Origin of the sequence: Gluconobacter cerevisiae, assembly GCF_015244675.1 — a bacterium.
Taxonomy (GTDB): Bacteria; Pseudomonadota; Alphaproteobacteria; order Acetobacterales; family Acetobacteraceae; genus Gluconobacter; species Gluconobacter cerevisiae.
Genome location: NZ_JABCQO010000008.1, coordinates 33,200 through 50,587, shown reverse-complemented (window position 1 = coordinate 50,587; position 17,388 = coordinate 33,200). Strand labels below are relative to the sequence as shown.

Annotated in this window: 18 protein-coding genes and 1 pseudogene; 12 read left to right on the top strand and 7 right to left on the bottom strand. The window is 53.4% G+C overall.

What is annotated here, in order from left to right; all coding sequences use genetic code 11:
- Positions 1 to 76 precede the first annotated feature (76 nt).
- Positions 77 to 1,453 (top strand): carotenoid oxygenase family protein, encoded by a 1,377-nt coding sequence (locus HKD21_RS10035; RefSeq protein ID WP_194255567.1) that lies wholly within the window; start codon positions 77 to 79, stop codon positions 1,451 to 1,453.
- Positions 1,454 to 1,558: 105 nt separating this feature from the next.
- On the opposite strand, the gene HKD21_RS10030 is transcribed toward HKD21_RS10035, so the two are convergent.
- From HKD21_RS10030 to HKD21_RS10020, 3 genes are all read right to left on the bottom strand, one after another.
- Positions 1,559 to 2,638 carry an NAD(P)H-dependent oxidoreductase gene (locus HKD21_RS10030; RefSeq protein WP_194255566.1) on the bottom strand — a complete coding sequence of 360 codons (1,080 nt, stop codon included), beginning with the start codon at positions 2,636 to 2,638 and terminating at the stop codon, positions 1,559 to 1,561.
- 27 nt (positions 2,639 to 2,665) lie between these two features.
- Positions 2,666 to 3,148 carry a YybH family protein gene (locus HKD21_RS10025; protein WP_194255565.1) on the bottom strand — a complete coding sequence of 161 codons (483 nt, stop codon included), beginning with the start codon at positions 3,146 to 3,148 and terminating at the stop codon, positions 2,666 to 2,668.
- A gap of 154 nt (positions 3,149 to 3,302) precedes the next feature.
- Positions 3,303 to 4,118, bottom strand: coding sequence for a DJ-1/PfpI family protein (locus tag HKD21_RS10020; protein ID WP_194255564.1), 816 nt, complete (start codon positions 4,116 to 4,118; stop codon positions 3,303 to 3,305).
- Positions 4,119 to 4,363: 245 nt separating this feature from the next.
- Here HKD21_RS10020 and HKD21_RS10015 point away from each other — a divergent pair, with 245 nt between their 5' ends.
- From HKD21_RS10015 to HKD21_RS10000, 4 genes and pseudogenes are all read left to right on the top strand, one after another.
- Positions 4,364 to 5,110 (top strand): SDR family oxidoreductase, encoded by a 747-nt coding sequence (locus tag HKD21_RS10015; protein WP_194255563.1) that lies wholly within the window; start codon positions 4,364 to 4,366, stop codon positions 5,108 to 5,110.
- 91 nt (positions 5,111 to 5,201) lie between these two features.
- Positions 5,202 to 5,633, top strand: coding sequence for a YybH family protein (locus HKD21_RS10010; RefSeq protein ID WP_194255562.1), 432 nt, complete (start codon positions 5,202 to 5,204; stop codon positions 5,631 to 5,633).
- Positions 5,634 to 6,008: 375 nt separating this feature from the next.
- Positions 6,009 to 6,128 (top strand): annotated as a pseudogene (locus HKD21_RS10005) (LysR family transcriptional regulator); the annotation flags it as partial.
- Between the two features lie 53 nt (positions 6,129 to 6,181).
- Entirely contained in the window at positions 6,182 to 6,502 is a 321-nt protein-coding gene (locus HKD21_RS10000) for an MFS transporter (protein ID WP_252348996.1), read from the top strand.
- Positions 6,503 to 6,634: 132 nt separating this feature from the next.
- Here HKD21_RS10000 and zigA read toward each other — a convergent pair whose 3' ends face one another.
- Positions 6,635 to 7,837, bottom strand: a complete 1,203-nt coding sequence (gene zigA, locus HKD21_RS09995) for a zinc metallochaperone GTPase ZigA (RefSeq protein WP_194255561.1) — start codon at positions 7,835 to 7,837, stop codon at positions 6,635 to 6,637.
- Positions 7,838 to 7,926: 89 nt separating this feature from the next.
- On the opposite strand from zigA, the gene HKD21_RS09990 reads away from it, so the two are divergent.
- Entirely contained in the window at positions 7,927 to 8,532 is a 606-nt protein-coding gene (locus HKD21_RS09990; RefSeq protein WP_194255560.1) for a DUF1826 domain-containing protein, read from the top strand.
- A 123-nt stretch (positions 8,533 to 8,655) separates the two neighbouring features.
- Here HKD21_RS09990 and HKD21_RS09985 read toward each other — a convergent pair whose 3' ends face one another.
- Positions 8,656 to 9,552, bottom strand: coding sequence for a LysR family transcriptional regulator (locus HKD21_RS09985; RefSeq protein ID WP_194255559.1), 897 nt, complete (start codon positions 9,550 to 9,552; stop codon positions 8,656 to 8,658).
- A 181-nt stretch (positions 9,553 to 9,733) separates the two neighbouring features.
- Between HKD21_RS09985 and HKD21_RS09980 the strand changes: the two genes are divergently transcribed.
- The 4 genes from HKD21_RS09980 to yghU all read left to right on the top strand — a co-directional run bounded on the left by HKD21_RS09980 (position 9,734) and on the right by yghU (position 12,907).
- Positions 9,734 to 10,363 carry a glutathione S-transferase family protein gene (locus tag HKD21_RS09980; protein ID WP_194255558.1) on the top strand — a complete coding sequence of 210 codons (630 nt, stop codon included), beginning with the start codon at positions 9,734 to 9,736 and terminating at the stop codon, positions 10,361 to 10,363.
- 175 nt (positions 10,364 to 10,538) lie between these two features.
- Complete coding sequence (locus tag HKD21_RS09975; RefSeq protein ID WP_194255557.1) at positions 10,539 to 11,216, top strand: peroxiredoxin-like family protein; 678 nt, start codon at positions 10,539 to 10,541, stop codon at positions 11,214 to 11,216.
- 96 nt (positions 11,217 to 11,312) lie between these two features.
- Positions 11,313 to 12,032: a glutathione S-transferase family protein gene (locus tag HKD21_RS09970; RefSeq protein WP_194255556.1), complete on the top strand. Its 720-nt coding sequence runs from the start codon at positions 11,313 to 11,315 to the stop codon at positions 12,030 to 12,032.
- Positions 12,029 to 12,907 (top strand): glutathione-dependent disulfide-bond oxidoreductase, encoded by an 879-nt coding sequence (gene yghU / locus HKD21_RS09965; RefSeq protein WP_194255555.1) that lies wholly within the window; start codon positions 12,029 to 12,031, stop codon positions 12,905 to 12,907. The genes HKD21_RS09970 and yghU overlap by 4 nt, the downstream gene beginning before the upstream one ends.
- A gap of 35 nt (positions 12,908 to 12,942) precedes the next feature.
- Here yghU and hutC read toward each other — a convergent pair whose 3' ends face one another.
- Entirely contained in the window at positions 12,943 to 13,683 is a 741-nt protein-coding gene (gene hutC / locus HKD21_RS09960) for a histidine utilization repressor (RefSeq protein WP_194255554.1), read from the bottom strand.
- A gap of 99 nt (positions 13,684 to 13,782) precedes the next feature.
- Positions 13,783 to 15,096 (bottom strand): imidazolonepropionase, encoded by a 1,314-nt coding sequence (gene hutI / locus HKD21_RS09955; RefSeq protein WP_228121324.1) that lies wholly within the window; start codon positions 15,094 to 15,096, stop codon positions 13,783 to 13,785.
- Positions 15,097 to 15,149: 53 nt separating this feature from the next.
- On the opposite strand from hutI, the gene HKD21_RS09950 reads away from it, so the two are divergent.
- Both HKD21_RS09950 and hutG read left to right on the top strand, forming a co-directional pair.
- Positions 15,150 to 16,511, top strand: coding sequence for a formimidoylglutamate deiminase (locus HKD21_RS09950; protein WP_194255553.1), 1,362 nt, complete (start codon positions 15,150 to 15,152; stop codon positions 16,509 to 16,511).
- Positions 16,512 to 16,532: 21 nt separating this feature from the next.
- Positions 16,533 to 17,348, top strand: coding sequence for an N-formylglutamate deformylase (gene hutG, locus HKD21_RS09945; protein ID WP_194255552.1), 816 nt, complete (start codon positions 16,533 to 16,535; stop codon positions 17,346 to 17,348).
- The last annotated feature ends 40 nt before the right edge of the window (positions 17,349 to 17,388 follow it).

Genomic DNA, 17,388 nt, shown 5'->3' with positions numbered 1-17,388 from the left:
GTGATGACGTATAACATTTAAGTTGACACTGGATCAATGCATGACAATGTGATGGTGTATCACATTGGAGACCATTATGCCGCTGACACCAAATTCCTCCATTCCCAAACATTCAGGTGCATCTTATCTCGCCAATAATTTCAAACCGATCGAAGCCGAAACGACCACTTTCGATCTGGAAGTCATCGGCCATATTCCCGAGGCTCTGAATGGCCGTCTGCTTCGTATCGGTCCCAACCCCGCCAGTATTCCAGACCCCGTACAATATCACTGGTTTTCAGGATCAGGCATGGCGCATGGCTTACGTCTGCGGGAGGGAAGGGCAGAGTGGTATCGCAGCCGTTATGTCAGGGATGCGTCCGTAGTTGCCGCTCTGGAATTGCCAAGGCTTGGAGGGCCTGGTGCCGGTCTGCGCGATGGCAGCGTGAACACGAATTTTACCAGTGTTGGAGGAAAGCTCTATGCCGTTGTCGAAGCAGGCAGCCTTCCAGTCGAACTAAACTACGAGTTAGACAGCATCGCGCGTGCGGATTTCAATGGGACTCTTGAAGCCGGCTTCACCGGTCATCCAAAATTCGATCCCATAACTGGCGAACAGCACGCTCTCGCCTATGAACCCGGGCAGCCTGTTCGCTATATTTCGCTCGGGCAGAACGGATATGCCACGACGAAAGCGCGGATTGATTTGCCCCATATTCCACTGATCCACGATATGGCATTTACCTCGTCGTTCGTCGTCATACCCGATCTGCCTGTCACGTTTCAGCCCGAGCATGCGAAGGCGAAATTCCCCTGGCTCTGGGATGAGCGACGGGATGCGCGGATTGGGTTGTTACCCCGCAACGGAGACGTCACGAACATCCAATGGTTCGAAGCCCCACGCTGCTTTGTTTTCCATTTCATGAATGCTTATGACGATGGCCACCTGACCCTCATTGATCTCGCCCGTCATCCCCGCATGTTCGAGTGCGATCATAATGGCCCGAACGAAGGTGCGCCCAAACTTGTACGCTGGACGCTCAACCGGCGTTCCGGACGCTTGAGCGAGACGCTCCTTGACGATCACGGAACTGAGTTTCCACGCATCAATGAGCGGTTCGGTGGCCAGTCCTATCGCTTCGGCTACACAGCCCATTGGGGCCAGGACGTGCGCTTCGGACCGGCCATGAAACATGACATGCTGCGGGGAAGTACAGAAATACATCACTATGGCCCGGACCGAATGACGCTTGAGCCTATCTTCGTGCGCAAGCCAGAGGCACTTGCCGAAGATGAGGGTTGGATCATGTCTTACGTATACGATGCAGCCCGAAATCTGAGTGACGTCGTCATTCTGGATGCTCAGGATTTTACCGGAGAGCCTGTCGCTACTATACGCCTGCCAGTCCGGGTTCCGTTTGGTTTTCACGGAGAATGGGTCGCGGATCGCGCCACTATGTCCGCGACAGATTGACTTCGAGTTTCTGGTTGTCGGGAGAGGGGAGCAAGATTTCCCCTCATTATCGACACCAGAAACGGGAAACAGCTCAATCGTAATTTACAAAATATTTATTTCTGTCTACAGACCTTTTGCGAGTTTAGGGACTAGAGAAATAGCCTCATATGGTCTCGACAGTAGTGGAGAGATTTCCTCAAGAAGCGTGGACATTGATGCTATACTTTCATCCCGTTTGCACGCGTCCATATCTTCGAAAGTCTGGATCATCCATATATCGTCTTTGTCATCCAGTGAGTTTAACAAGGCGCAGATTCGAATCTTATTATCTGCGCTGGCTGCCCTGACCAGCGGTTTGAGCTTTTGCAATAGTGTCGATGCTTGACCGGGCTTTGCCTTTAATATCCGCACCACTGCGAAGTCCGCGATAGTCTGGTCGCCTCCGTAAGGCCAGATCTTTTCATTCGGTTTCCGCACCCGGCCCCTCAGTGCACTTGGTTGGGGTGAGGGGCCATCGGCGGCAAGAAGTTCAGGAATATCAGTGAACAGCCCGAGGACGCGCTTCTTCCATGCATTCAAGTAGTCGACGCGACGGTCCGAACTGACATGCGCAACGGACCAGACGTAGAAGGGAGGCATTACATCGAACCCTGCGTAAGCCAGCAAGCCATTCTGGATTGCCTCAAACCGCTCGGATTGCCTGCTTGGGACGGCTCCCTGACGCGGTTCAGAGGCACCAAGGGTCGTGCCGATCAAGGCACGCTTGCCTTTCAGACCACCTTTCCCGTAAGCACCGAGACTTGGGTGTTCATTGCTATATATCCGGTCATACGCAAATACCCTGTCGAACCAGCCCTTAAGAATTGCCGGAACGTGGAACCAGTACATCGGGAATAAAAAAATAACTGCATCGGCCCAAGCCAGCTTGTTCAGTTCGTCAAGAATGTCGGGGGTGTATCCCGCATTGATTGAAGCAACCCGCTGGCGTGACTGGTAGTCAGTACCCGAACCCGGTCCGCTGCCCGGCCGAGGCGTGATAAAGTCAGCGTCATCTGCGACGGCTTTGAACTTCATGGCATGCAGGTCAGATACGCGCGTGTTATGCTCCTGCTGAGCAAGGGCTTTAAGAGCGCAATCCAACATTGCTTTGGCGAATGAATTCGGATCATGATGCGCGTAGAGAATAAGAACATTTTTGCGCATGGGGCACCCAATAGTAAAATTATTGAATCAGCGGTCATCTGACTTTAATGGACCATCGTCGTTCCAAATATCGCGATGAAGTTTCCAGCCATTGCTCTGCTTTAAAAAAATGAGAATTTGCTTGCCACGTGACTTTAATTTTCCGTCATGATCCCGAACAATCGAATTCGAAACTTCGGTTACTACTTTATCATTGCCGTAGAACTCAAAATTATTGAACGTCACCGTATCCGGTGCTGTCCCAGCATATCCGTCCGTAAAATATTTCGAAATTGCTGCAGCGCCAGTAATCCGCTTGCCGCCTGGCTGTAGCAATGTTCCATCTTCAGTATAAAGACGACCAATAGCTTGGTAATCGCCTCGCTTAAAAGCATCGGCCCAACGATTGTTTTCAGCTTTGATAGCTGTCTCTACAGATTTTTGAGGACGATCAGCATAAGCTGCAATCGGAGTGATAGTGACGCTTGCAACGATACAAAAAGGAGCGATCTTAGTAAGAACTAATTTCATATGAATTGCTCAGGGAGCCCTCTAGGTAATTTAAAAATGTCTGGAGATCACTGACAGGTTGGTTTCCTGTTATGCCGCACGATTATTTATCGGATCTTGCAATAAATAATCGCTTGTTTTTAGGATCAGAAATCTCCGCGATCTGCTCACCCAATTAAAGAATTGGGCGCATTAAACCGTCTTTGGATCCGGGCAACATTTTATAAACAGTGTCGCGGATTTTGGGGGGCGCCTCAGCAGGGCTTCCGGCATGAAATGGCGGCTGCGGATCATACTGCACAAGAAGCTGCACTTCCTGCGCGGCCTGCGCCCCACGGAGTTCAGCCGCAATCGCCAGACCGAAATCAATACCAGCCGTCACCCCACCACCGCTCATGAAACGGCCATCTTTCACGATACGTGCGGAATCCGGAATAGCTCCATACTCCTTGAGTACGTTCAGGAATGCCCAATGACAGGCACTTCGACGTCCCTTCAGAACCCCTGAAGCTGCGAGAATAATCGAGCCCGTACAGACGGAGGTCACATATCTCGCCGTCTCGGACAGACGCCGGACATGCCCCAGCATCTCGGGCTTCATCATGGCCGAAAGATTCAGGGCGCCAGGCACGCAAATGACATCGACTTTGTCGATATCGGAAAGTTTCTCCGTCGGCCCGAAAACAATGCCCTTTTCCAGCGTGACGAAACCGCCCTCAGGACTGGCAAAACGAACATTCGTGTTGGGAATGCGAGACAGGATTTCGTTGGGACCGGCAAAATCGAGAAGTGTCCCGTTCGGATAAATCGCAAACAGAAAATCGATAGGCTTTTCGGCTGTTCCCAGCACAGCCGCCCGTGCGCTTTGCGGCAGAAGGCGCGTTGCCGCCGTTGCGGCAATCGCAGCGCTCCCGATTAACATCATGCGCCGCCGTGTACTCCCTGCCTCGTTCAACTCTTCCAAGGTCGTTTCATCGAATATTTCTGGCATCTCTGCCTCCTCGTTTCTTCTGCCTCTAAGGCTTGTTGTCGGACGGTCTTGAGACGTAGTCCCCCACGATAATTTCCCAAAGGACCTATTTCCCTTATTTTGCGCCATAACCTAAGTCGCGAATTATCATGTCTCGAAAAGAGGGAAATATGTCCTTTAGGTCGCAAACCTTTTGGCTAGTATCAACGGGAACGATGATCAGCGTCCGGAACGCTTGTCACGTTTTTCTAATATGAGGATCTGATATGAGACTTTCGGGAAAAACTGCCCTTATCACGGGTGGTACGAGCGGTATCGGCCTTGCGACCGCAAAGAGATTCATCGCAGAAGGTGCCCGCGTTGCCGTGACTGGTCGTGACGAAACCCGGTTTGCCGATGTTCATGCAGAACTCGGCGGCGAGGCGCTGGTTCTTGCTGCTGACGTGCGGTCTATCGAAGATATGAAATCCGTTGTGGACAAGGTTCAGAAATCATTTGATGGCCTCGATATTCTGTTTGTGAATGCCGGCTACGTCATTCCGACACCATTACAGTCAATCGATAAGCATCAGTATGACGACGTCATGGATGTCAGCGTCAAAGGCGCTGTGTACACGATGCAGGCGGCATTGCCTGTGCTGCGTGAGGGATCATCCGTTATTTTGACGACTTCGTTCATCGACCAGACCGGCAAGCATGGTCTGTCGCTGGTTGCAGCTGCCAAGGCGGCGGTTCGCTCATTCGCACGCAGTTGGTCCTATGAGTTTCTTGATCGCAAAATCCGCGTCAACGCTGTTGCCCCCGGCGGTATCGAAACACCGCTCTTGAGCAAGATCGGTCTCTCAGAAGCGGAAGTGGAAAACTTCAAAACCCAGTTCGCTGCGAGCGTCCCTCTTGGGCGAATGGGCCAGGCCGAAGAAATTGCTGCCGCCGTTCTCTACCTCGCAAGCGACGAATCCCGATACGTCGTCGGCACAGAACTGGTCGTCGATGGTGGTTGTTCACAGCTTTAAAGCATCAATCCGACCGCCTCAACGACCTTCCATTACAAGGACAACCATTATGACATTTACAAAACCGCTCTCCTGTTTTTTGGCCGCCTCTATGGCACTTGCCCTGCAATGCGCTCCTGCTCTGGCGGCCAATACGCAATCGCCAGATGCGGACGCCGTGAAAGGGGTGACCGAAGAGTTTGCTGCGGACCTTGCCAAAGGTGATCTCAAGGCGATTTCGCGTCTCTACACCGATGATGCCAAGCTGCTGCCCCCCAACGCAGACCCGATTTCCGGCCGTGCTGCAATCCTCGCCTATTTTGAGAAAACTCTGCGGCCAGATCTCGTCGGCGGCGCCACATTCGATGACTACGAGATCTATGGTGGCGAAGCATCCGCGATCAGCCTCTCTCAAATCAGAATGCTTGATCCCAAAGGACAGGTTATTGAGCACGGCAAACAGACGATCGTTTTGCTCAAACAGGATGGAAAATGGAAAATTCATCGGGATATGTGGTCAGATAATTCACCCACCAGTCCTTGAGCTTACCGAACAGGACCTTGGTACGATTGCGGCGTTTATAACGCTGTTTATCGTATTGGATGGGAAGAGCGCTGGATTTTCGGCTGTAAATACACGCCCTGATCACTTCCGCCTTTAGAACTTCACAACGCCTATCGGCTGCATAACCCCGATTCATCAACAAGCATTGGGCATTTTTCAGGCTTTCGATAGGGGCATGATGCCTATATTATCGCAACCAATTCGCCAGCGCCTAAACCGAAACGTCGGCATCTCCGATGCGGGTGTGTGATGATTATTTCGAAACCAACTGTTCTTTGTTTGCAGATCTTGCTTCGACGAGGGCGAAAGGGCTTCCTAAAATAATCGGACTATGCTGATGGACAGGGCTCATATATGTCTCGCGAAAATTTTAATGACCGGATTGCATTTCTGGCCGTTGCTCGTGAGAAAAGCTTTACGCGTGCTGCCGCAAAACTCGGTGTCTCACAGTCGGCACTGAGCCATACAATCCGGTTATCGCTTCATTCACCAAAGGAATAAATCGCAAAACACTATTATTGGCGCTGATGAGCATGATGATTGTTTCAAAAACGGTTGTTTCGCTGATGCCGAACTACGTCATCTTCATGCTTGGCCGGGCGATGATCGGCGTCGTGATTGGTGGTTTCTGGTCGATGTTTGCCGCCACAGCGATGCGTCTTGTCGAAGAGCATCATATTCCACGCGCGTTGGCGATCCTAGATGGCGGAAATGCGTTAGCGGCAGTGATTGCTGCGCCTGCGGGCAGTTTTCTAGGGAATCTGATAGGCTGGCGTGGTGCTTTTTTCTGCGTAGTACCGGTTGCTGTGATTGTTTTCGTCTGGCAGATTCTCAGCCTCATTCCATGAAAATTATGGAATATAATTTGAGCGTGCCACAATAAGAAAAATTACATTGTTTTCTGTGGAAAAATGAATGATCCGTTTGCAAACGGGATCAGAAAACTACCTGTTTGCAAACGGATTCTGGTAGATGTTCCTCTATGCCCACTGAGGAAAAGGATCGGTTAGGTTGTCGTAATGCCAAGGCATAAATACCTCGTTTTGTGAGGGAGGGACAAGGCAGTCGTCCAGAGCCGTGCGAAGAGCGGTTTCATCCATTCCAGCACCGATAAAAACGAGTTCCTGTCGGCGGTCTCCATAAATATCATCCCAATACCCTGCGAGAGTAGTGCGCCAGGCTTCATCATCTGGCCAGTTTTGATGCGGGACGCTGGCCCACCAGCGTCCCGCAGCCTGGTGGCGGGCCAGGGCGCCTGCGATACTCAGATCACCAACCCAGTCTGGTCGTGTCGCGAGCCAGAAATAGCCTTTGACCCGGACGACACCCTCCCATGATTTTTCGATGAAGGCGGCAAAGGCTTCCGGGTTGAAAGGGCGTCGGGCACGATAGACGAAACTGGTGATGCCATATTCCTCTGTCTCGGGACGATGCTCGGCATGTCCGTGCAATTCCCGGAACCAGGTCGGGTGCTGGTGTGCGCGGTCGAAGTCGAAAAGACCTGTATTCAGGATCTTGTCTGGTGAAACCTGACTCTGCTGTGTTTCGATGAGCTTTGCATCGGCGTTCAGGGAGCGGATGATTAGCCGTGCCGCCTCAGCCTCCGCAGCCGAGGCCGTATCCATCTTGTTGAGGATAATGACATCCGCAAACTCAATCTGATCGACGAAGAGATCCACAAGTGCGCGTTCATCGTCCTCTCCCGCCACTTCACCCCTGTCCCGCAGAAAATCGGTCGAGCCATAATCCCGAAGCAGGTTTACGGCATCCACGACTGTAACCATCGTATCGAGGCGCGCGATATCGCTCAGGCTGCGACCGGCTTCATCGCGGAATTCGAATGTTGCGGCCACGGGAAGGGGCTCGGCAATTCCAGTGGACTCGATCAGGAGATAATCGAACCGCTTTTCCTGTGCCAGCCGGTTCACTTCCGTCAGAAGGTCGTCGCGTAGAGTGCAACAGATACATCCGTTGGTCATCTCGACCAGTTTTTCGTCTGTTCGCGACAGATTGCTGCCGCCGTTGCGGACGAGGTCTGCATCGATATTCACATCGCTCATGTCGTTGACGATGACTGCGACCTTCAACCCTGCACGGTTATTGAGGACATGGTTGAGGAGTGTTGTCTTGCCAGCGCCCAGGAAGCCGGAAAGGACAGTCACGGGCAATCGGGTATCCGACATGGGGGAGATCCTTGGGATGTGAGGCGGGTTGATGTGCTTCTATTATTAGATATGTTATAACATATCAACAATGAGGAGTATTTTTCGTCATGTCTGCATGTCCGACATGCTGCTTTCTGGAGCGTCAGTTGCCGTTCGGCGGTATCCTGTCTGTACATCGCAGTCTTGAGCTACATCGGATGGACATGTCCTCAGCCCTGACGACGGCAGCGTCAGCATATCTTGCGACGGGCCCGCGTCTGCTCATGGCAAAGGGGGAACTGTCGGAAATAGCGGCGCAGCTTGCTTCCCGTTGTCCGGAACCTGCGCTGCTTCTAATCCCGGATATGCTTGAGCTTGCGGAACTTTACAGTGTGGTTTCTGAACACCGAAACCTGCGTGTGCGGCTGGAGAAGATCACCACGGACAGTTGCCGGAAATTCCACGTGGACTGTGTAGACCTGCGGCTGCTTCGGGCTTATGTCGGGCCGGGCGTGCAGTGGACCGCTGACGAGGGGCGGACCGTACAGGAAGCCCCGACGGGAGCTGTTGTCTTCCTCAAAGGGAAGCATTTTCCGGGGTGGGACGAGGCGGAGAAAATTCTCCACCGCTCGCCGCCTTTATCATGCCGCCCCATCGAAGAACGCATCAGACTCCTCCTGACCATCGACGAAGTGAATGCTTGCCCTGATGCACCTTTCGACATGACCACCTGATTTGCATTTGGCTCTAGAAAACCGGTCACACATGTCCAACCAGAAGGAAAGCATCATCAAAGACGCCATCCAGATCCCTACTCGTATCGTAGCTTTTGTCGGATTTGATACTCCCTTTCGCTTTTAGGACGAGGAAGCGTGTACCGTTTTCATCACGTTCTCTACGAAAGCTGCAAACTGGCGTGCTTTTGCCGTTATCATCCGTCCCGCGGGAAAGACTGCCCACAGATCGATCGAAGGCAAAGACCAGGCATCAAGAACACGAACGACAGTGCCATCTTCGAGCTCTGGTACAAACATCCAGTCGGACGCGATGGTTAATCCCATATTCGCCAGAACAGCAGCCCTGAGGCCCTCGGCTGCACTAACCCTGAGCCTTCCGCTTACGGAAACCGATATCGCAGCGCCGTCTCGGAGGAACGACCATACAGTCGGCAGTTGGCTGTATATGATCGCTTCATGGTTCGGCAGATCTGCCGGAGAGCGGGGCGTCCCTGCCTGATTCAGGTAGGCAGGTGTGGCGAGGACCGAGCGTCGTCCCGTTGCAATCTTCCGGGTGATTGCAGTGGAATCCGCAAGTGTCCCCATACGAAGGGAAATATCGACGCCTTCTGCCACGAGGTCGATCATCCGGTCATCAAGGAGAATTTCGACTGTCAGATGAGGATGTTCCTCCAGAAAGCGAGGCAATTCTGGAATGATATGTAGTCTTGCGAACGTTGTTGCCGCTGAAACCCGCAACCGTCCCGACAGGGCAGTTCCCGCTCCCTTAGCTGCAAGTTCCGCCTCATCGGCCTCCTGAATGGCGTTTCGTGCCCGGTCGTAAAAATTCTGCCCGGCTTCGGTCGCCGTCAGGCCATGTGTGGAGCGGATGAGAAGACTGACCTGAAGATGCGCCTCAAGCTGCGCGATGGTCTTGGACACCGCTGGTTGCCCTACGCCGAAATGTCGGGCGGCGGCTGAAAACGATCCTGTATCTACCACGCGTATGAACGTGGCCATTGCCTGATAACGGTCCATGACATTCCTCCAGGGAATGACCTTTATCGCCTCAAGACATCTGCTCTGTCGAGCGCGGAAGAGGCATCTCTTGGGCATAAACTCCGGACAGGCCGGAGCGAAGACGGAAAAGAAATTGCCGAAGACCTTCTTGAACAGATCATTTCCTACCCGTCTTCTACAAGCCAGGGAATAATCGCCGATGCTGGACATCTATGCTTTCGCGACGCCCAACAGCGTCAAAGTCACAATCGCACTGGAAGAACTGGACCTTCCTTACACGCTTCATGGCGTGAATGTTCGCAAAGGGGAGCAGAAAACCCCGGAGTTCCTGGCCTTGAATCCCAATGGCAAGGTGCCCGTTCTCGTGGAAACGGATGAAGCGCGACGCATGTTCGTCTTAACGGAATCGGCGGCCATTCTTGTATTTCTTGCCGAGAAAACAGGCCAGCTTCTTCCGACTGGGGCTCAATCCCGGGCCCGGGTTTTCGAGCAGCTTTTCTTCCACGCCTCCGGTCTTAGCCCGGCTTTTGGACAGTCGGGGTTTTTCCAGAAATTTGCGGCAGCGCCGGAACCGATTGCTCTTGAGCGTTTCTCGACCGAAGCAAAACGCACGCTCCACGTGCTCGATACAATTCTGGCAAAAAGCTGGTTTGTAGCAGGGGAAGAGTTCACCATCGCCGATATCGCTCATTTTGGCTGGTTGTGGCGTCGCAACTTTCCCAACATCACCCTCGACGACACACCTCATGTTGCTCGCTGGTATGCAGACATCGAGAGCCGACCTGCCGTGCAACGCGGTATCGCCCGTATCGAAGCGCTTGCCCCTTAGGAGTGAGCCATATCCGTCAGGGCGGAGGCGCATATGGCTACACCTCAGACCCACGCACTTAATGCTCCGACTGACGACCATTCCGGCACGGAATGAGCAATAGTCCTTCTTCGTGTCATCCCAGACCGTTCCAGCCAGTCTAACCTCAGACTTCCATAAATTAAGGAAATAACCCATGTCCCTTCAGGCAAAACTTGATGCTTTCAAAGCCGATTTCGAAGCTGGAAAGCCGCCCTATCGCGTTCCTGCTTCAGTGATCGAGGTCATGCATCGTGCAACCGCTGAACTGGTCGCTTCAGGTGCAGCAGAGAATACGCTTAAGGCTGGTGACAAGGCTCCGGCGTTCACCCTGAACGACCCAGACGGTCATCCCTTGTCCAGCGCCGATCTGTTGGCCAAAGGCCCGCTGGTCATCAGCTTTTATCGCGGCGTGTGGTGCCCATACTGCAATATGGAGCTTCAGGCTCTTGAGGCCGCACTTCCATCCTTCCGGGAACTCGGTGCAAACCTGATTGCCATCTCGCCGCAGACAGCCGTGAACAGTCGTAAGTCAGTCCGTCAGAACCATCTCGACTTCCCAATTCTTTCAGATACGCACAACGACGTTGCAGCAGCGTTCGGTCTGCGTTTCGCACTGCCGGACTATCTTGTAGAACTCTACACCAACCTGAAAAACGATCTTCCGTCCTTCAACGGAGATAATAGCTGGACTCTGCCGATGCCTGGCCGTTTCGTCATCGGGCAGGACGGAGTGATCCTCTACGCCGAGGTTAATCCAGACTATACTCGCCGCCCAGAACCAGAAGATATGCTTCCGGCGCTTCGGAAAGCAGCGCAGTCGCTTGCCAGCTGAACATCGATGCTATGGCGGTCGGACACTTCTGTATCAGGATCAGTCCGGTCGCCATCAGGCAAAAGTTTTCCTGAGTTGACTCGAGAAAAGTGATACGTGATTCATTTTTACTACGGTCCCGGCCCGAACCCGGAAAAAATTGCCCTGTTTCTGGCTGAAACGGGAATGCCTTTTGAAGCCATTCCCGTCGATACCTATCGCGGCGCGCAGCATGATGCCGCATTCCGGACCATCAATCCCAATGGTAAAGTTCCTGCTCTTGTGGATACAGATGGTCCGCAGGGCAGCAGCGCAACGCTATTCGATTCCACGGCCATCCTTCTTTATCTGGCCGAAAAAACGGGACATTTTTTAGCTAGAGCGCAGGATCGTCCTGAACTTCTATCCTGGCTTATGTTCATTGCAACAGGCCTCGGACCCTTTTCGGGGCAGGCTGTGCACTTCCAGCATGCGGCGCCGGAAGGTCTGGATTATGCGACCACCCGATACCGCCGCGAAGCGGAACGACATTATCAGGTCCTGAATTCTCATCTGGAAGGCCGATCTTTCATTGTCGGTGATCGTTATACGATTGTGGACATGTCAGCATGGGGCTGGCTTGGTCGGGCAACACGGGTCATGAAAGACGAAGACAGACCGCTGGAACGCTGGCCCAATCTTGCTCGTTTCATGCAGATGATGAACGCCCGTCCGGCAGTCGATCGTGCACATGCCATCATGAGCAGGCACACATTCAAAACCGTTATGGACGCCGATGCGCGTCAGGCCATGTACCCGACCAGTTTTTCCACTGCCTCAAAAGAGAGAGTGTCATGAGCGGAACCTCAGAGTACGTACCCCCCAAAATCTGGACATGGACGACCCCGAATGGCGGCAAGTTCGCCCGCACAAACCGCCCCACCGCGGGGGCTACCCATGAGCAGAAACTTCCGGTTGGCCGTCACCCCCTGCAGCTCTACTCCCTGGGAACACCTAACGGTGTAAAAGTCACGATCCTGCTTGAGGAACTCCTTGCTGCAGGACACACACAGGCCGAATATGACGCCTGGCTTATTCGCATTGGAGAAGGGGATCAGTTCGGATCTGGCTTTACGGAAATCAATCCGAATTCCAAAATTCCGGCCCTTGTCGATCATAGCGGTGACGAGCCTCTGGCAGTCTTTGAATCAGGTTCTATCCTGCTGTATCTGGCCGAGAAATTCGGCGCTTTCATTCCGAAGGATATCGCTCACCGGACGGCCTGCCTGAACTGGCTTTTCTGGCAGGTTGGCAGCGCGCCTTACCTTGGCGGCGGCTTTGGGCATTTCTACACCTATGCACCCGAGAAAATCGAGTATGCGATCAACCGTTTTGCCATGGAGGCCAAACGACAGCTGGATGTGCTTGATCGACGGTTGGCGGAAAGTCCGTTCATAGCCGGCCAGGAATATACGATTGCCGATATGGCCATTTTTCCGTGGTATGGAGGGGTTGTGGAAGGCTGGCTTTATAATGATGCGGCCACGTTCCTGAACGTACAGGACTATCCCCATCTCAAGGCATGGGCCGACCGACTTATGAAACGGCCTGCCGTGCAGCGTGGACGGATGGTCAACCGGACGTCAGGAGAACTTTCCAGCCAGCTTCATGAACGTCATGACGCTTCTGATTTCGAGACTAAGACACAGGATCGGCTGGTCAGCAAAGATTAATCCCGAATTCGCACAACGGATTTTGGAAAATCTGGCTAAAAACCTTCTGATGAAGATTTGCGGCGACCACCGAGACTGTATCGGTTTCCCGGGTATGTGAAGATACCTTTCATGACAACCCGGCCCTTGACCCATGTACGACGTACCAGCTGGAGACAGGGTTCGTGCGGGGTAATGTCCAGCAGGGCCTGAAGTTCGGGCGTAGGCGAGACGGCAAACACGACATGCTCGATCTCATCTGGGCCCGATATATGATACAGATGCCGATGTGGATGTGTCAGGGTAAAGTCTTGCTGAAGGTATTCTGGGGCGAATGCAGGGGAGACAAAACGTTCTTCCACCTGAAGGGGGATATCGTCTTCAAAATGCACGATTACCGAATGAAACAGCTTGCTGCCGGGCCGCATATCGAAGGAAAATGCCAGATTGACGTCGGCGCGGATGGCTTCCAGCGTAATAACACGGGCCGTATGGGCGTGGCCGGAGCTGAGAATATCGTCAGCAATGTCATGAAGCTCCAACAGATCTGCTTTCGGGGAAGGGGGGGCAACGAATGTTCCCACCCCCTGTGCCCGGATCACGATCCCTTCGGTCATCAGTTCCCGAAGAGCCCGATGGACCGTCATGCGTGAAACGCCGAGAAGATCAACCAGCTCGCTTTCTGAAGGAAGTTTCTGACCTTCTTCCCATTCTCCGCCCAGAATACGCTCGGTAATGTGGAGCTTGACCTGTTCGTACCGAGCGGGAGAGCGCTCCCGGGAGACGTCTATTTTCACGTCGCGGCTTGTCCTTCAGCTAAGAAGCGGCAATCCAAAAAAACATCCTGACGAAACTGTTATTTAGACAAGAAGTTGTATGGATAAGACTATAAGAATTTATACCACAGGAAGCGGTTTACCGTCAAAAATTCGCTGAATGGGCCTCTTGCCGCCGATCCAGTATGAAAGTTCGTGCGGTCCGGCAATATCCCACAGAAGCATGTCTGCGGCCCGTCCGGTCGTGAGGGTGCCAGTGACGTTCTGAAGGCCCAAGGCCTGGGCGCCAATCCGCGTCACGGCCGAAAAGGTCTCTTCAGGCGTCATACGAAACAGGGTGCAGGCCATATTCATTATGCCTGTCAGGCTTACGCTTGGGGATGTGCCAGGGTTGCAATCTGTGGCAAGACCCATTGGAACATTATGTTTTCGGAACAGATTGATGGGAGGCATTTGTGTTTCACGAATGAAATAGAAGGCTCCCGGAAGCAACATGGCTACCGTGCCCGCATCAGCCAGATCAATAACATCGTCTTCCACGACGTATTCCAGATGGTCGGTCGAAAGAGCGCCGTAACGTGCAGCCAGTCTGGTTCCACCAGTGTTGGAGAGCTGCTCGGAATGCAGGCGGACAGGAATTTTAAACGCAGATGCGGCAATAAAGAGCCTTTCAATCTGATCAGTGGTGAATGCAATATTTTCGCAGAAGCCATCAATACTGTCGATTAGCTTTTCTTCTGCGGCCTGCGGTAGAATCTCTTTGATGAGATGCGAGACATAGTCGTCCTGGCGGTCCTTGAACTCTGGCGGAAGCGCGTGGGCGCCAAGAAAGGTTGTGTGAACCCGCACAGGCAAGGCTGCGCCAATGGCACGGGCAACCCGGAGTTGCTTGAGCTCGTCCTTTAGAGTCAGACCATATCCGGATTTCATTTCGATTGTGGTCGTGCCTTCAGCGATCATACGCAGAACGCGCTGCACAGTCATGTCAAACAATTCGTTCTCGGAGACAGTGCGCGTAGCGTTGACTGTCGAGAGAATACCACCACCTTTACGCGCAATTTCCGCATAGGAAACGCCTTTGAGGCGCTCCGCAAACTCCAGGCTGCGATCTCCAGCATAAATAACATGGGTGTGAGCATCCACAAGACCTGGCGTCATCCAGAGGTCATGCCCTGAATAAATGTTGCGCGCCAGAGGCTGCGAAGCTTCAGGAAGGTCCTTGGCCGCACCAATCCAACAAATTTTTCCGTTTTCAATACCAATAGCGGCGTTGTGGATGCAGCCATAACCGTCCTTTTCCGACATGCGTGCCGGATCGGCAGTTGCAACATGAATATCTGTCCAGAGCGTATCCCACATCCGCTTTCTTCCTTGCGACATCAAATCCGTTGTTATGGTATATACAAGTCTTATAATTCCATTATCATCACGCAACCAACGGGAAAAGAAAAGACTTTCCGCACACCAAGGGAAGGGGCGTTGAAGTTATGGAACTGTTTGCTGAGCAGGCGTTTCTGCTGGAGGGCTGGCACAGAAATGTGCGAATTTCCGTTGCTCCTGACGGACGATTTGACGCGATCACCCCAGATTCCGATGCGCCTGCCGGGATAGAGCGCAAAGCGGTTGTTGTTCCATCACAGTTAAGCCTTCATTCCCATGCGTTTCAGCGTGGCATGGCGGGACTGGCAGAAAGCCGCCAGAATCCATCGGATACGTTCTGGACCTGGCGCCGGCTGATGTATCAGCTCGCACATCGTATCTCGCCTGAGCAGATGCAGGATATCGCAAGCTACCTGTATATGGAAATGCTGACAGCAGGATATACGCAGGTCGCAGAATTTCATTATCTGCATCATGCACAGGGCGGCGCATCCTATGGGCAGGTGGCGGAAATGTCTTTGCGGTTAGGCGGGGCGGCACATGCAGTTGGGATTGGCCTGACGCTTTTGCCGACGCTTTACCAGCGCGGCGGCTTTGACGGTCGTCCTTTACAGGAGGCACAGGAGCGTTTCGCGACGACGCCTGAACTCATTGAGAAGATCATCAGCGAGGCCCAGTCGGCTTGGTCGGAAACGTCGCTACTTTCCGTAGGGCTGGGACTGCATTCACTGCGTGCGGTTGACCTGAAGACGGTTGCAGATCTTCTGTCTGCGCAGACAGGGCCGGTGCATATCCATGTGGCTGAACAGCAGAAGGAAGTGGAGGAGTGCATTGCCGCCGTCGGCGCGCGGCCTGTGGAATATCTTTTGTCTCAGGCGGATGTGGATGAGCGGTGGTGCCTAGTTCATGCGACCCATTTGTCATCTTCCGAAGTTGTGGATATGGCGCGTTCCGGAGCTGTGGCGGGGCTCTGTCCGATTACGGAAGCTAATCTGGGAGACGGCCTGTTCCCGCTGGCACCTTATATTAATGCGAGAGGCCGTTTCGGAATCGGGAGCGACAGCAATGTGCTGATCAGCCCCTGGGAAGAGTTGCGTACTCTGGAATACGGTCAGAGACTTTTTACGCAGACGCGATGCGCAGCTCTCCCGGCGAAGGCGCTGGGATCTACGGGTGGATGGCTATATCGGCAAGCGCTGGATGGCGGACGTCGTGCCTGTGGGTTGGAGTCTTGGGGACTGGTTGCCGGAGCACGGGCTGATCTGTGCGTGTTGGACGAGGACCTGCTGCCACTGCCAGACCTTCAGGGTGATGCTGTTCTTGACGCGGCTATTTTCGGATCGCGTCAACCTCCCGTGAAGGATGTGCTGTGCGCTGGCCAATGGCAGGTTCGCAATGGCCGACACTTAAAACAGGAAATAGTGACGACTGCCTTCAGGCGCACCGTACGTACCCTTCTCGATCTCTGATCTTACAAGGAAATCCTGATCATGACGGATATTTTTTCCTTTATTCGCGGCACGATGCCCGTATTGGTGACGCTCCCTCATTCCGGCTCCCATCTGGCGCCGGGTATGGAAAGGCGCATGACTGCGCAAGGACGTCAGTTGCCCGATACCGATTGGTATATGGAACATCTCTATGCGGGCGCGCTGTCGAAAGGCATGGGCGTGCTAAAAGCCAATCATTCCCGTTATGTGGTGGATCTGAACCGCGGCGCAGATGATGCGGCGCTTTATCCAGGGCGCCCTAGTACAGGGCTTGTGCCATCCCTGACATTTGACGGGCAGCCCATTTATCGGGCTGGTCAGGAGCCTGACGAAAGCGAGATCGCCGAGCGTCGGGAAGCGTACTGGCGCCCTTATCATGAGGCTGTTGCAGAAGAACTGGAGAGATTGCGCCAGAAATGGGGGTGGGCCGTTCTGTGGGATGGACATTCCATCAAATCAGCTATTCCCCGGCTGTTTGAAGGTACGCTTCCGGACCTCAATCTGGGAACAAACAGCGGTCAGTCCTGTGATGGAGATCTGCAAACGCTGCTGGGCGCCCAGCTAGAAGCAAGCGTGGCTTTCAGTCATGTCGTCAACGGTCGCTTCAAAGGCGGATATACGACGCGGCACTACGGGCAGCCCGAGCGTGGAATCCATGCCATCCAGCTTGAAATTGCACAATCCACTTATCTGCGGAGCGAAGAAACACCTTGGCCGATCGACCTGCAAAAAGCGACGCGTTTGTCCCGGATGATCGACAGCCTTCTTGAAACCGCACTGTGCTGGCGGCCGAAGGCAGCAAGCTCGCGAAAATAAATCCTGATATCATTTCATAAATGCATTGACAATTCCGCGA

Coding starts and splice junctions, on each gene's coding strand:
- HKD21_RS10035 (WP_194255567.1), top strand. CDS start 77: ATGCCGCTGACACCAAATTCCTCCATTCCCAAACATTCAGGTGCATCT.
- HKD21_RS10030 (WP_194255566.1), bottom strand. CDS start 2,638: ATGCGCAAAAATGTTCTTATTCTCTACGCGCATCATGATCCGAATTCA.
- HKD21_RS10025 (WP_194255565.1), bottom strand. CDS start 3,148: ATGAAATTAGTTCTTACTAAGATCGCTCCTTTTTGTATCGTTGCAAGC.
- HKD21_RS10020 (WP_194255564.1), bottom strand. CDS start 4,118: ATGCCAGAAATATTCGATGAAACGACCTTGGAAGAGTTGAACGAGGCA.
- HKD21_RS10015 (WP_194255563.1), top strand. CDS start 4,364: ATGAGACTTTCGGGAAAAACTGCCCTTATCACGGGTGGTACGAGCGGT.
- HKD21_RS10010 (WP_194255562.1), top strand. CDS start 5,202: ATGGCACTTGCCCTGCAATGCGCTCCTGCTCTGGCGGCCAATACGCAA.
- HKD21_RS10000 (WP_252348996.1), top strand. CDS start 6,182: ATGAGCATGATGATTGTTTCAAAAACGGTTGTTTCGCTGATGCCGAAC.
- zigA (WP_194255561.1), bottom strand. CDS start 7,837: ATGTCGGATACCCGATTGCCCGTGACTGTCCTTTCCGGCTTCCTGGGC.
- HKD21_RS09990 (WP_194255560.1), top strand. CDS start 7,927: ATGTCTGCATGTCCGACATGCTGCTTTCTGGAGCGTCAGTTGCCGTTC.
- HKD21_RS09985 (WP_194255559.1), bottom strand. CDS start 9,552: ATGGACCGTTATCAGGCAATGGCCACGTTCATACGCGTGGTAGATACA.
- HKD21_RS09980 (WP_194255558.1), top strand. CDS start 9,734: ATGCTGGACATCTATGCTTTCGCGACGCCCAACAGCGTCAAAGTCACA.
- HKD21_RS09975 (WP_194255557.1), top strand. CDS start 10,539: ATGTCCCTTCAGGCAAAACTTGATGCTTTCAAAGCCGATTTCGAAGCT.
- yghU (WP_194255555.1), top strand. CDS start 12,029: ATGAGCGGAACCTCAGAGTACGTACCCCCCAAAATCTGGACATGGACG.
- HKD21_RS09950 (WP_194255553.1), top strand. CDS start 15,150: ATGGAACTGTTTGCTGAGCAGGCGTTTCTGCTGGAGGGCTGGCACAGA.
- hutG (WP_194255552.1), top strand. CDS start 16,533: ATGACGGATATTTTTTCCTTTATTCGCGGCACGATGCCCGTATTGGTG.